Annotated in this window: 13 protein-coding genes; 1 reads left to right on the top strand and 12 read right to left on the bottom strand. The window is 65.6% G+C overall.

Features of this window, described 5'->3' with window-relative positions; genetic code table 11:
• Nucleotides 1-5: 5 nt before the first annotated feature.
• From rseP to ACQRA4_RS02975, 9 genes are all read right to left on the bottom strand, one after another.
• Nucleotides 6-1,145 (bottom strand): RIP metalloprotease RseP, encoded by a 1,140-nt coding sequence (gene rseP, locus ACQRA4_RS03015; protein ID WP_427821600.1) that lies wholly within the window; start codon nt 1,143-1,145, stop codon nt 6-8.
• A gap of 13 nt (nt 1,146-1,158) precedes the next feature.
• Entirely contained in the window at nt 1,159-2,472 is a 1,314-nt protein-coding gene (dxr, locus tag ACQRA4_RS03010) for a 1-deoxy-D-xylulose-5-phosphate reductoisomerase (RefSeq protein ID WP_427821599.1), read from the bottom strand.
• Nucleotides 2,473-2,514: 42 nt separating this feature from the next.
• Nucleotides 2,515-3,324 carry a phosphatidate cytidylyltransferase gene (locus tag ACQRA4_RS03005; RefSeq protein WP_427821598.1) on the bottom strand — a complete coding sequence of 270 codons (810 nt, stop codon included), beginning with the start codon at nt 3,322-3,324 and terminating at the stop codon, nt 2,515-2,517.
• Nucleotides 3,314-4,045: an isoprenyl transferase gene (locus tag ACQRA4_RS03000; RefSeq protein ID WP_427821597.1), complete on the bottom strand. Its 732-nt coding sequence runs from the start codon at nt 4,043-4,045 to the stop codon at nt 3,314-3,316. Before ACQRA4_RS03000 ends, ACQRA4_RS03005 begins: the two co-directional genes overlap by 11 nt.
• Nucleotides 4,046-4,490: 445 nt before the next feature.
• Nucleotides 4,491-5,051, bottom strand: coding sequence for a ribosome recycling factor (frr, locus tag ACQRA4_RS02995; RefSeq protein WP_427821596.1), 561 nt, complete (start codon nt 5,049-5,051; stop codon nt 4,491-4,493).
• A gap of 84 nt (nt 5,052-5,135) precedes the next feature.
• Nucleotides 5,136-5,852: a UMP kinase gene (pyrH, locus tag ACQRA4_RS02990; protein ID WP_427821595.1), complete on the bottom strand. Its 717-nt coding sequence runs from the start codon at nt 5,850-5,852 to the stop codon at nt 5,136-5,138.
• 129 nt (nt 5,853-5,981) lie between these two features.
• A complete protein-coding gene (locus ACQRA4_RS02985) occupies nt 5,982-6,326 on the bottom strand; it encodes a DUF4911 domain-containing protein (protein WP_427821594.1) in 345 nt (114 codons plus the stop codon).
• Between the two features lies 1 nt (nt 6,327).
• Nucleotides 6,328-6,672, bottom strand: coding sequence for an AzlD domain-containing protein (locus ACQRA4_RS02980; RefSeq protein ID WP_427821593.1), 345 nt, complete (start codon nt 6,670-6,672; stop codon nt 6,328-6,330).
• 8 nt (nt 6,673-6,680) lie between these two features.
• Nucleotides 6,681-7,457 carry an AzlC family ABC transporter permease gene (locus ACQRA4_RS02975; protein ID WP_427821592.1) on the bottom strand — a complete coding sequence of 259 codons (777 nt, stop codon included), beginning with the start codon at nt 7,455-7,457 and terminating at the stop codon, nt 6,681-6,683.
• A gap of 267 nt (nt 7,458-7,724) precedes the next feature.
• Here ACQRA4_RS02975 and ACQRA4_RS02970 point away from each other — a divergent pair, with 267 nt between their 5' ends.
• The gene (locus tag ACQRA4_RS02970) at nt 7,725-8,537 is read left to right on the top strand and encodes a putative metalloprotease CJM1_0395 family protein (RefSeq protein WP_427821591.1); all 813 of its coding nucleotides are present in this window, start codon (nt 7,725-7,727) and stop codon (nt 8,535-8,537) included.
• 79 nt (nt 8,538-8,616) lie between these two features.
• Here ACQRA4_RS02970 and ACQRA4_RS02965 read toward each other — a convergent pair whose 3' ends face one another.
• From ACQRA4_RS02965 to ACQRA4_RS02955, 3 genes are read right to left on the bottom strand one after another with little or no spacing between them, the layout of a single operon-like run.
• The gene (locus ACQRA4_RS02965) at nt 8,617-9,657 is read right to left on the bottom strand and encodes a tetratricopeptide repeat protein (protein WP_427821590.1); all 1,041 of its coding nucleotides are present in this window, start codon (nt 9,655-9,657) and stop codon (nt 8,617-8,619) included.
• Nucleotides 9,654-11,408 (bottom strand): LIC12162 family transferase, encoded by a 1,755-nt coding sequence (locus ACQRA4_RS02960; protein ID WP_427821589.1) that lies wholly within the window; start codon nt 11,406-11,408, stop codon nt 9,654-9,656. The genes ACQRA4_RS02965 and ACQRA4_RS02960 overlap by 4 nt, the downstream gene beginning before the upstream one ends.
• Nucleotides 11,405-12,466: an N-acetylneuraminate synthase family protein gene (locus tag ACQRA4_RS02955; RefSeq protein ID WP_427821588.1), complete on the bottom strand. Its 1,062-nt coding sequence runs from the start codon at nt 12,464-12,466 to the stop codon at nt 11,405-11,407. The genes ACQRA4_RS02960 and ACQRA4_RS02955 overlap by 4 nt, the downstream gene beginning before the upstream one ends.
• Between the last annotated feature and the right edge of the window lie 3 nt (nt 12,467-12,469).

Genomic DNA, 12,469 nt, shown 5'->3' with positions numbered 1-12,469 from the left:
ATGCTTCAGTTCCTGAACAGCCGCCAGATGTCGTTGAACGTGGCCAGCAGCATCAGGCCGATGAGCAGCGCCAGGCCCACGCGCATGGAGTATTCCTGCACTTTGCGGTTCACAGGCCGCCGGAAGAGCATCTCCAGCAGGCAGAAGACCACCTGCCCGCCGTCCAGAACGGGGATGGGCAACAGGTTCAGAATGCCCAGATTGACGCTGATCAGGGCCGTGAGCGCCAGCAGGCCGGGCAAACCCTGATGGGCCTGCTCGCCCACCATCTGGGCGATCATGATGGGGCCGCCCACCTGATCCAGAGGCACAACCCGTTCGGCCAGCTTGACAAAACTCTGCCAGGTCAGTGAAACCATCTGCCAGGTCTGGGCCGCGCCGGCCGAGGCCGCATGCCAGAAGCTTTCCGGCTGGGTGGCCACGCTGCCCGCGGCCCGCACGCCGATGAGCCAGGCTGTTTCGTTTTCGCCGAAAATGGTTTTGCGGGCGGCGCGTTCCGCCGTCATCTCAAGACTCAGCGTGTCGGATTTTGCCGTCCAGCCCCGGTCGCGGCGGGCGTCAGCGTCGGAAAGGGGCTGCCCGGCGTCGCCGGCGGTGACGCGCTCCACCTCCAGCCGCATGGGTCTGCCGCCGCTGCGGGCAATGGCGTCGGACATGGCTTCCCAGCTTTTCACATGCTGGCCGTCAATGCTCAGAATGCGGTCGCCGGGCCGCAGACCGGCCCTGGCCGCCGGGCTGTTTTCCATCACCGCGCCCACCTGCGGCAGCAGCACAGGCGTGCCCCAGCCGAAGGCCAGGCCCCAGCAGAGCAGCCAGGCCAGCGCGATATTGGCCGCCGGCCCGGCGGCCACCACCAGCAGACGCTGCCAGGCGGGGCGCAGGGCAAAACTTTCCTCCGCGCTGAAGCCCTCAGGGATGTCCGCCTCGTCGCTCTCGCCCACCAGGGCCACATAACCGCCCAGCGGCACCAGAGACAGGGCGTATTCGGTCTTGCCCCGCCTGTATTTGAGAATTTTGGGGCCAAAACCCAGGGAAAAGACGGACACGCCCATGCCCAGAGCGCGGGCCACGGCAAAGTGCCCCAGCTCGTGGAAAAAAATCAGGCCGCCCAGAACAATGACTACGGCAATAATGGTCGTCAGCACGCGTGTTCTCCCATCAGCCGCGGGCCAGTTCGCGCACCAGCGCGCGGCTGTGCTGGTCAAGGCGCTCAATGCGCTCCACCATGATATGCACTTCCCGTTCAAGGGCAAGGGGGTCAGGGGCGTCCCGCGGCGTGGTCAGAGGCGGGCAGAGGGGGGCATGCCCCGGCGTTGTGGCTTCATGGGCCTCCAGAGCGGCGGCGATGAATCGGGGAATATCCGTAAACGCGCATTGCCCTTGCAGAAACAGTTCCACCGCGGCTTCGTTGGCCGCGTTCATCACCACGCACAGCCCGCCCCGCCGCGCCAGGGCCGCGCGGGCCAGGCCAAGACAGGGAAAGGCCTCCAGGTCGGGCTCATGGAAAGAAAGCCGCCCGGCGGCCACCAGGTCCAGCGGCGGCACGCCCACGGGCGCGCAATGCGGCCAGAGCAGGCAATGGGCGATGGCCATGCGCATGTCCGCCGTGCCCATCTGGGCCAGCAGCGAGCCGTCGTTCAGCTCCACCATGGAATGGACTATGGACTGGGGGTGCACCAGCACGCGGATGCGTTCGCCGGGCACGCCGTAAAGCTGAAAGGCCTCGGCCACTTCCAGCCCTTTGTTCATGAGCGTGGCGGAATCAATGCTGATTTTCGCGCCCATGCTCCAGTTGGGATGCCGGAGGGCCTGTTCCACCGTGACCTGGCGCAGTTCCGCCGCGCTTTTGCCGCGAAAGGGGCCGCCTGAGGCGGTGAGCGTCAGGACGGCGACTTCCTGTCCGCGTCCGGCCAGACACTGAAAAATGGCGTTGTGTTCGGAATCCACGGGCAGAATGACCGCGCCGGTGCGGGCGCAGATGTCGCGCGCCAGGCCGCCGGCCAGCACCAGGGATTCCTTGTTGGCCAGGCAGATGACCTTGCCGGCCAGCGCCGCCGCCAGAGTGCCGGCCAGCCCGGCCGCGCCCACCTGCGCCGAAAGCACGGTGGAGGCTTCGGGCAGGGCCGCCAGTTGCGCGTAGCCCTCGCGCCCCGTCAGAATGCGCGGCCTGTAGCCGGAGGGCAGCAGGGCCGCCAGGGCGGCGGCCGCCGTTTCGTCCAGTACGGCCAGGAAGGGGGGGCGGTGGCGTTGGGCCTGTTCCGCCAGGCGGCGCACATTGCGGGCGCAGGCCAGACCCAGCACGCGAAAAAAGCCCGGCCGGGCTTCCGCCACAGCCAGGGCATTGCGCCCGATGGAGCCGGTGGCGCCCAGAATGACCAGGCCGCGCGGGCTTTCATGCCGCCAGCGTTCGGAGGGCGGCCCCGAAATGTAGTCGATTGCCGGGCCGCCTTGGCCCGGCCAGAGTTCTGCCATGATGTTTCTTTATTCCCGTGAACCCGCCGCGCGGGTTTTTTCTCAGAAGAAGAAAAACCACTGGTCCACAACCGCCACCATGGGCATGGCGAACAGAAGGCTGTCCGCGCGATCCAGAATGCCGCCGTGTCCGGGCAGAAGAGAGCCGGAATCCTTGACGTGCGCCGAGCGCTTCAGCGCTGACTCGAACAGGTCGCCCACCTGGGCAAAGGCATTGACCGCCACGCCCAGCAGGGCAAAGGAAAACCAGCCCACCTTGCCGTAAATTTCGCCATAGACGGCGCAGAAGATCACGCAGGCCGCCAGGCTGCCCACAGCGCCTTCGGAACTTTTGTTGGGACTCACGCGCGGCCAGAGTTTGTGATGCCCGAAGCGGGTGCCCACGAAATAGGCGGCGGTGTCGGACACGGCCACGGCGGCGAGCACAAAGACCAGCTTGACTGTGGAAAGGTAGGTGGCCGGCAGCAGCAGCAGGGGGATGTAGGCCAGCCCGGCCATGAAGATGCCGCTGTCGGAGAAGGGGTTTTCCTCTTCCACCACGTTCCAGCGGAACAGAAAGCTCATGGCCGCCAGCACGAAACCCGCGCCCAGGCAGACCAGGGCATCCTGAGGCCGGTTCAGCCAGGTCAGGCAGAGCATGCCCCAGCCTAGGGCGATGGCGCAAATCCGGCTGGAGATGCGCCCTGTGGGGCCCCAGAACAGCGAATAAAACTCCCAGAGACCCAGAGCCGCAACCAGCAGGATGACAAAAAGCAGGGGCCAGCCCCGCAGCCAGAGCACGAGCAGCAGGACGGCGGCCAGACCCAGCCCGGTAATGATACGGCGTATGTCAACGGCATGATCAACGGACATCAATTTGCTCCTGTATTTTGCCGAAGCGGCGCGAACGCCCGGCGTAGACGGCCAGCGCTTCGCGCAACTGCTCCGCCCCGAAGTCGGGCCAGGGCACGGGCGTGAAGTACAACTCGCTGTAGGCGCACTGGTAGAGCAGGTAGTTGCTCAGGCGCTGCTCGCCGCTGGTGCGGATAAGAAAATCCGGGTCGGGCTGGCCGGCGGTATAAAGGCGTTCCGCCAGACTTTCCTCGGTAACGTCCTCGGGCCGCGCGTTTTCACGCAAAAAGCTGCGCACGGCGCGCACCAGTTCGGCGCGGCCGCCGTAATTGAGGGCCAGGTTGAGCGTCATTTGCCGCCCGGCTTCCGTGCGGCTCATGGCGTGGCGCAGAGCCGTGCGCTGGGGCAGGGGCAGGCCGTCCAGATCGCCCAGCACCTTGAGGGCGATGCCCTTTTCCTCCATCAGGGGAACCTCGTGCTGCAGAAATTCCAGCAGCAGGCTGAACAGGGCGCTGATTTCAGCCTTGGGGCGGTTCCAGTTTTCACTGGAAAACGCGTAAAGAGTCAGATGGCGGATGCCCAGTTCCCGGCATTCCGTGACCACATTGCGCACGGCTTCAGCCCCGGCGCGATGCCCGGCCGAGCGCGGCAGACCGCGCGCCTGGGCCCAGCGACCGTTGCCGTCCATGATGATGGCGATGTGCGCGGGCAGCTTGTCCGGGATATTTTGAGCTTGAATCATTGAAGAACGCCTATATGGACTGTCTGCAACAAGCGGTAAAAAACGAACATGCCGCCCCGGCGGCGCGGCCTTTTTGCGGCACTGCCCGGAGGCCCGGATAAAAAACGACGCCGCCGACGGGGAAGCCCTGGCCCTAGAGTATTTTGCTTTTGCAAGCCACTCTTTCAAAAGCGACGCCGCATTTCCCCGCGGAGTGGGGCAAGCGCCTGAAAAACTCGCTTTTCAGGCGCGGCCGGCGCGGGCGTCCGCTCCGCGGCCGCCGGAAGCGTATGTCTTTTCAAAGGCAATTCGCTCCAGTGTCTGATCGCAAAAATTCCGCGCGGAATTCCGCGAAGAATTCTTGCGGGATAGTTGGCGAAAAAGCGTGGTTTTTCGCTCACTCACGGCGGCTACGCCGCCGCAAAAGCCTTGCGGGTTTTATAGTGTCCACTTTTGCGAGTGGCCGCTAGATGTCCATGATTTCCTTTTCCTTGCCAGCGCACTTCTTGTCCACCTCGCCCACGAACCTGTCGGTGAGCTTCTGAACATCGTCCACGGCCTTTTTCAGCTCGTCTTCAGTGATTTCCTTGTCTTTTTCCAGCTTTTTCAGGCCGTCGTTGGCGTCGCGGCGCACATTGCGCACGGCCACCTTGGCCTCTTCGCTATACTTGCGGGCCACCTTGACGAGCTCCTTGCGGCGCTCCTCGGTCAGCGGCGGTATGACGATACGGATGATCTTGCCGTCGTTGACCGGGGTCAGCCCCAGATCGGACTTGAGAATGGCCTTTTCCACCACCGCGATGCCGCCCTTGTCCCACGGCTGGATGGTCAGGGTGCGGCTGTCGGGCACGGCAACCGAGGCCATCTGGCTGATGGGCGTGGGCGTGCCGTAATAGTCGGCCTTGATGCCGTCCACCAGCGCGGTGGAGGCGCGGCCCGTGCGCAGTTTGGCAAAGTCGCGGTCCAGCGCGGCCAGGGCCTTTTCCATGCGATCCTCAGCGTCCAGAAGGGTGCTGTCGATATCCATCAATCCTTACTCCTTGGGGTGGATGAAAAGCCGGGAGACGCCTAGGCGTCGGTCGTCCGGCAGTGCGCGCGGCGGGCGCGCCCTTCAGCTTTCCTGTACGATGGTGCCCACGGCTTCGCCCTGCACCGCCCGGCGGATATCGCCGCCGAACATGCGGCAGACGATGATGGGCACCTTGTTGTCGCGCACCAGGGCGAAAGCCGTGGCGTCCATGACGCCCAGACGGCGCGAGAGCGTCTCGTCATAGCTGATGCTGTCAAATTTTACGGCGTCGTCGTGCTTGGCCGGGTCCTTGTCATAAATGCCGTCCACCTTGGTGGCCTTGATGATGGCGTCGCACTTCAGCTCCATGCCGCGCAGGGCCGCCGTGGTGTCGGTGGTGAAATAGGGATTGCCCGTGCCCGCGGCGCAGATCACCACCCGGCCTTTTTCCAGATGGCGCAGGGCGCGGCGGCGGATGAAGGGCTCGCAGACTTCCTGCATGGTGATGGCCGAAAGCACGCGCGTGGGGTAGCCCTGCTTTTCCAGCATGTCCTGGACGGCCAGGGCGTTGAGCACCGTGGCCAGCATGCCCATATAGTCCGCCGAGGAGCGTTCCATGCCCTTGGCCGAGCCGGAAAGCCCGCGAAAAATATTGCCCCCGCCGATGACCAGGGCCATTTCCACGCCCATGTCGAGCACGGTGCCGATTTCGCCGCAGATGGCGGCCACGGTTTCAGGGTCAATGCCGGTTTTCCGCTCGCCCGCCAGGGCTTCGCCGCTCAGTTTGAGCAACACGCGCTTGTACTTGAGTGAGGGCATGGTTCCGCCTTGGTAAAAGCCGCTGAAAGAATACGCCTGCGCCGGAACGCGCACAGGAATGCGCCGGGCCTTCCTGTGACGGACAAGTCATAGCAGAAAACGCGTCCGGCTCAAAGCCTTTTTACCCTGTCAGGGCCGTGCCGCCGTGTCGGAAATGTCGGAAGGCCCGGGCAGGGGCCATTCCTCCAGGCGGAGGGGCAGGCTGTGGGATATCTCGGCCAGAGCGCGGCGCGCGGCGCGTTCCCGCTGGGGCGAAAAGACCAGTTTGAGCAGAGCCGGACGGCGTTCCAGCACGGTGAAATAGGCGCAATTGTCGTAGGCTTCCAGCAAAAAGCGGAACAGGGCCACATTCTCCGGCGCCAGGCGCAGCAGCAGGCGGCCGCTGCGGCGCGGCGGCGGCAGGGGGCTCCCTGTCCGGCGGCTGTCGCGCAGGGCCGGGGGCAAAGTGTCCGCTGACGGTCGGGGGGCGCCCATATCAGTGCCAGCCCAGCCAGCGCGCCAGAATCACCAGGCCAATGCCGAAGGCGATGGTCATGAAGTAGTTTTTGCCCCACCAGGCCACCAGCAGGGCGGGCAGGGAAACCATCAGAAAGAGGTTGGACGCGCCCATGTTGAAGCGGCCTTCGTAGAAAAGCACATCCGGCCCCACCAGGGCGGCCATGACCGACACAGGCACAAAGGAGAGCCAGTGGCGCAGCAGCGCCGGCAGACTGTCGCCCTTGAGAAAGGTCACGGGCAGCACCTTGGGCAGCTGGGTCACCAGCGCGCTGCCCAGAACGCAGAGCAGCAGCGCGCCGTGGGCGTCGATCCATGCGCTCATTGCCGGGTTCATGGCCGAACCTCCGGGGTTGCGGGTTGCGCGGGCCGGGCCTTGCTGCCGCCCGCCCCGCCGGGCGCGTTCAGGCCGGGGCCGCGCCGAACGCAGAGCAGCAGCACGCCCAGGCTCGCGCCCAGAATGGTGGCCACGGCCACATTCCACTGGCTCATGCCCGCGGCCTTCAGCGCTATGGACAGAAGCGCGGTGAACAGGGCCACCAGCACATGCAGGCGGCTCACGCACTGGGGAACCAGCAGGGCCAGAAACATGGCGGTAAGCGCGTAATCCAGGCCCAGCGGCCGGACATCGCTGACCAGCTCGCCGCAGAAAGCGCCCGCGGCGCAGCCGATGACCCAGGCCAGGTGCGTGGCGCTGTTGCAGATGTACATGGTGGCGGGGCTGAGCGGCCAGCCGCCTTGCAGGGCCGTGATATGCACCGCGAAGGTCTCGTCCGTGAGGCCCAGACCCAGCAAAAAGCGTCGTCCGCGCGGCAGGCGGGCCAGCCAGGGGGATTCGGCGGCGGACATCAGCAGATAGCGCAGATTGACGATGAAGACCGCCGCGATTACCGAAAGAACGCCCGCGCCCGCGCCCCAGAGGCTGGCGAAGACGAACTGGCCCGATCCGGAAAACATCAGCACGGCCATGGCCACGGCCAGGGACGGGGGAATATTGTTTTTGACCGCCAGCACGCCGAAGGCGAAGCCTACGGGCGCATAGCCCAGCACAATGGGCAGGGCGCGCCGCAGACCTTCCGCCGCGGGTGAGGCGTTGGCGGGATTCGACATGGGATCGACCTCAGCGTAGAACCGAATTATATTTACTCTTTTTGATTCACACTGGCAAGTTCAGACCGTTTTGCGTGGAGAATGACCCGCCGACAGCGAGAACCGCCGACCGACGCAAGGTCGCCGTTTCCAGTTTTTGTTCTTGCGCCAGGTCGAGCCCTAAACTTTTTTCTGGCCCCGCCGATAAAACAGAGGTATTCCTGTATGGCTCGGGCGCGCGGCAGGGGCCGCATCCGCCCCTGAATTTTGTGCTCCGGGGGAGAAAACATGTCAGAAGCTCTGGAAAGCGTCAGCGCCCGTCCTGTGGGGTCGCTGACGCCGTCCGCCTTTGTCGCCGCTCCCGGCGCGGGCGGGGCTGAGCGCGGCCGGGAGGCCGGCGCGTTCAGCCTGCCGGAGCGTGCGGGGCAGAACGGCGACGCTTCGCGGCCAGACCAGACGAACCTGGCGGACAGCCTCAGCCTGAGCCCCGAAGCGCAACGGCAGTTGCGCGAGCTGAAGCGGCGCGACGCGGAGGTGCGCGCCCATGAACGGGCCCATATGGCCGCGGGCGGCGCGTATGTGACCGGAGGGGCCGAGTACGTCTATCAGAAAGGGCCGGACGGGCGGCAGTACGCCATTGGCGGCCATGTTTCCATTGACGCCTCGCCCGTGCCCGGCGACCCGGAAGCCACCGCGGAAAAGGCCCGTCAGGTGCGCGGCGCGGCCCTGGCCCCGGGAGAACCCTCCGGCCAGGACCGGCAGGTAGCGGCCCGCGCCGCCGCCCAGGAGACCAAGGCCGAACGGGACAGGCAAAAAGAGGAGGCAGAGGAAAGCCAGGACGCATCCGCGTCCGGCGGCGTCGCCGGCGCGACAGCCTCCGCCGGGGCGCGGACGCTTGCCGCCGCTGATCCCGCCGAACCCGCTTCACCCACGGAAAATATCATCGCCGCCGCATCGGCCGGGGCCTCCCCTTTGCAGAACGACCCGGCGGATTTGCTGACCCGCCGCCGCGCGGCGGGCGCATACGCCGACATGTCCATGCGCGGCGTCATGCCCACGGCTCTGGCTCCCGGCGGCACGGGCATTTCCCTCCAGGTCTGACGCCTTGACACGGGCGAATCGCTGTTGAAGCAAAAAACGCCGGGGCAATCCGGCGTTTTTCAGACTGTGCGAAAAAGCGTCACTGCGACCTGGCTTTCCTGTGTGGCTGCTTGGCGGCGGGCGCGGCTTTGGCCTGGCTTTCCGCGTTGCCCTGGGCGCGAATCACGGCTCTGGCGTCCGGGTCGCCGTTTTTGGCGGCCAGGCGATACCAGCGGGTGGCCTCGCTCAGATTGCGGGGCACGCCGGTGCCCTGGTCATACATCAGGCCCAGACTGTACTGGGCGGCGGGCTCGTTCTGTTCGGCGGCCCTGCGATACCATTCCACAGCCTTGTTGTAATCCTGCGGCACGCCCCGGCCCTGTTCGTACATGAAGCCCAGATTGTACTGTGCTTCGGCATAGCCGCGCTCGGCGGCGCGGGCGTACCACTGCACGGCCCTGGACGGATCCTGCGCGTAGCCGCGCCCCTCGGCGTACATGAAGGCCAGGTTGTTCTGGGCCTTGACGTGATCCTGCTCGGCGGCCTTTTCAAACCAGTGCACGGCCTTGGTGTCGCTCTGGCTTTCGCCCTTGCTGTTCAGATAGGTCCAGCCCAGGGAATACTGGGCGTCGGCCAGGCCCTGGTTGGCGGCCCGGCTGTACCAGTCGATGGCCGCGTTTTCATCCTTGGGCACGCCTCGTCCGTGGGCGTGCAGATAGCCCAGATTGTACTGGGCCATGGCCAGCCCCTGCTCGGCGGCCTTGCGGAACCAGCGCGCAGCCTCGCGGTAGTTGCGGCGCACGCCCTGGCCCGACGCCAGGGCCGCGCCCCAGGCGTTCTGGGCGCTGATGTCGCCCTTTTCCGCCGCCTGACGGAAGAGCTGGGCCGCGCGCTGCGCGTTTTTTTTGACGCCCCTGCCGTCCAGGGTCAGGCGGCCCAGCACGTAGAGGGCCTCGGCATTGCCCGCGTCGGCCAGAGGCCTGAGCAGGTTCACGGCCTTGCCGTAGTCCGCCGAGCTGATGGCGGCCTGGATGTCGCGCAGGCTGGCCGCGTCATCAGCCATGGCCGGGGGCGCGACCGGGCAGCAGAGCAGGCCGATGGCCAGCAGGCACAGCGGAACAAAACGGAAAATCATGCTCATAGTTTTGCCAGGGTTTGAGTCCAGTAGGGATTTTCACTGTCTTTGACCATCATGGCCTGAAGGGCGCAGTACGCGCGACGGGCGTTTTGCACGGCGGCGCCGCGCCACCAGGAAGCCGGGTCTTGCCAGACCTGGTTGACCTTGGCGGCGGCCTCCTCGGCGGAACCGAACCAGATGCCCGCCCGCGCCAGCATGTCCAGCAGGGCTTCGCTTTCCGGCGTGAGCGGCCAGACCTCGCGCGTCCAGAACAGGATGGTGGGCACGTTGGCGGCCAGGGCCTCCAGCATGGTGGTGCCGTGGTGATCCAGAACCAGCAGGCGGCAGCTCAGCAGCTGAGGGGTGAGCGGCCCGACGCTCAGGCGCACATGGGGAAAGCGCGGCAGCAGCCATGGGGCGTCTTGCAGGGCGCCGGGCAGGTCAAAATAGGGGCGGTAAAAGGTGCGGGATTGCAGGGCGCGGCCCAGCGCCTCGAAAAACCATTGCTTGTCCTCGCGGTACTGAACCAGCTGGAGCGGCGTGGGGTACGAGTTCAGACGATAGCCGCAGGCGGGCATTTCTGTGCCCACAAAGAGCAGATGGCGGCCGTTTTCGCCGTGCCAGCGCCCGGCGATACGGGCAATCTGCGGGTAGGGCAGGGGAATGAAATTGCCCCGGCTGCCGGCATGTTCGCTCCAGCCCCAGGTGCCGAAGGCGTGCTGGCTGTATTCCACCAGAGCCGTGTCGCAGGTGACGCGCACCTGGCCGTAGTTGCCGCCGTGCTGCACGTACATCAGCCGGTTGCCCCTGGCCCGCCAGACGGCCAGGCGCTGGCGGTAGGCCGCGTTTTCATAGGCCGCCACGCTGGCCACGCGCAGACGGGGCCGAAAGATGCCTTTTGCGAGTCGCCGGGGGTGGCGCAAACACGCCAGGGAATGCGGCAGGGCGGCCAGAAAAAGGGGCAGGGGGTTCAGCGGCAGGGCGGCGTCGGCGCCGGTGGTCCGACCGCCGTAAGTCGCGGCCAGAGATTGGGAATGGTCCTGCCCGTGACTTGCATGCAGCAGCGCGAGGGAAAAGCGCAACGCCTGCCAGACGCTCATGCCCTTGAGACGCGGAAAGGGCAGACGCAGTTGCGCCTGCCGGGCCCATTGCCGCAGGCGGTCTTTGAGATTGACGGGCGTTTCGTCGCCATAGGCTTCGCTGAGCGGCGGCAGCGCTTCCTTGCGCCAGGCCCGAGGCCAGCGGGCCTCCAGCAGGCGGGAAAGCAGCCAGTGATTGAAGGCCGTGCCCAGCGCGCCGTGCAGCGTGAAATCGTGCTCGCAGCGAAAGCTGAAGGCGCAGTTTTCAGGCAGCAGGGGCACACGCAGGGGCAGATGCCCCCAGGCCCCGGTCATGGCCCTAACCCGTTGCCAGCGTTCCACGATCTGCTTGGCCACGTCAATGGCCCAGGGCGTGAGCAGGGTTTCCCAGTAGGGGGCGGGCAAAGCCCCGCTGTGCGGGCAGAGCCGCGAGGCCAGGGCGGGCAGGCTGTCCACGCAGAGGGCCTGCGCCTCTTTGGCTGTGCGTTCCAGCACCTTGAGATCGCGCAGGGGCTCCGGCGCGAAGACAAAGCGGTATTCCCAGTCAGGGAAAAAATCTTCCGTTCCGGCAAAGCACCACGGCCCGGCGGCCCAGTGCGTTTCAGGTTCGGCCCCGCGCGGCATGGCCCCCAGCACCAGGGTGACGTCGCCGTCCGGCGCGCCTGTTGTCATGTCCGTCAGGGGCGTCGCGTTCATGCCTTGTCCAGATCAGCCCAGGTCAGCACAGTGTCTTCCGGCAGGTCGCGCCGGGCGCGCATGCCAAGCGCCTCGTCATAGTTGCGCGGGGAAATGCCGTGGGCCGGGCGCTTCCAAGTCAGGTCAGCCGGGGTCAGGGGCTGACCGGCGGGCACGGCGCGGGCCGTGACCAGCGAACGGCGGGCGTGCCGCCGGGCCGGTTCCTCCTCCGGCAGGGCGCGCGCCTCCAGCGCGCCCACGCTGGCCAGCGTGCGCCGGAGCCGCGCGTAAAAACACTTCAGATCCTCTTTGTCCATAGCGTGATAATGGTCGTTGCCGGGCAGGGTCTTGTCATGGCTGAAATGCTTTTCCAGCACGCGCGCGCCCAGCAGGGTGGCTGTTTCAAGAATGTGCATGTCCTGGGGCAGGGTGTGGTCGGAATAGCCGATGACATGCTGCGGGAAGTGCCGCTTGAGCGCCGGAATCATGCCCAGCGCCGCGTTTTTGTCGGCTGTGGGATAATTCAGCACGCAGTGCAGCAGAGCCAGCGGATTGCCCTTTTCCTCGATCCACTCCACGGCCTCGGCTATTTCATGCAGATGGGCCGCGCCCGTGGACAGCAGAATGGGTTTTTTGAAGTCGCAGAGAATGCGGATAAAGGGCTTGTTGGTGATATCGGACGAGGAAATTTTGAAAACGTCCATGAGGTCATTGAGAAAGTGGGCGGATTCCACGTCAAAGGGCGTGGACAGAAAGGTGATGCCCGCCGCGTCGCAGTGCTTGCGCAGAGCTTCAAATTCGTTTTTCCAGAAGGAGTCGTGCCGCCTGAAAAGTTCATATTGGCTTTTGGTGGGTTCTTTGCTGGTATCCCAGTAGGCGGGCGAATCCTTGGAGGCCAGGGTTGCGGCCCTGTAAGTCTGAAACTTGATGGCGTCGGCGCCGCCTTCGGCGGCCTCGTCAATGAGGCGGCGGGCGATGTCCATGCTGCCCTCGTGGTTCACGCCGGCCTCGGCTATGACATAGGGTATGGGAATATGAGTTTCCCGCGCGGGGGCAGTGAATATATCGGTGATTTTCATGGC

The sequence above is a fragment of the Desulfovibrio sp. SGI.169 genome, from assembly GCF_050313595.1.
Lineage (GTDB): Bacteria > Desulfobacterota > Desulfovibrionia > Desulfovibrionales > Desulfovibrionaceae > Desulfovibrio.
Note: the sequence above shows the minus strand (reverse complement) of the source record. Positions and strands in the feature narration are given on the sequence as shown.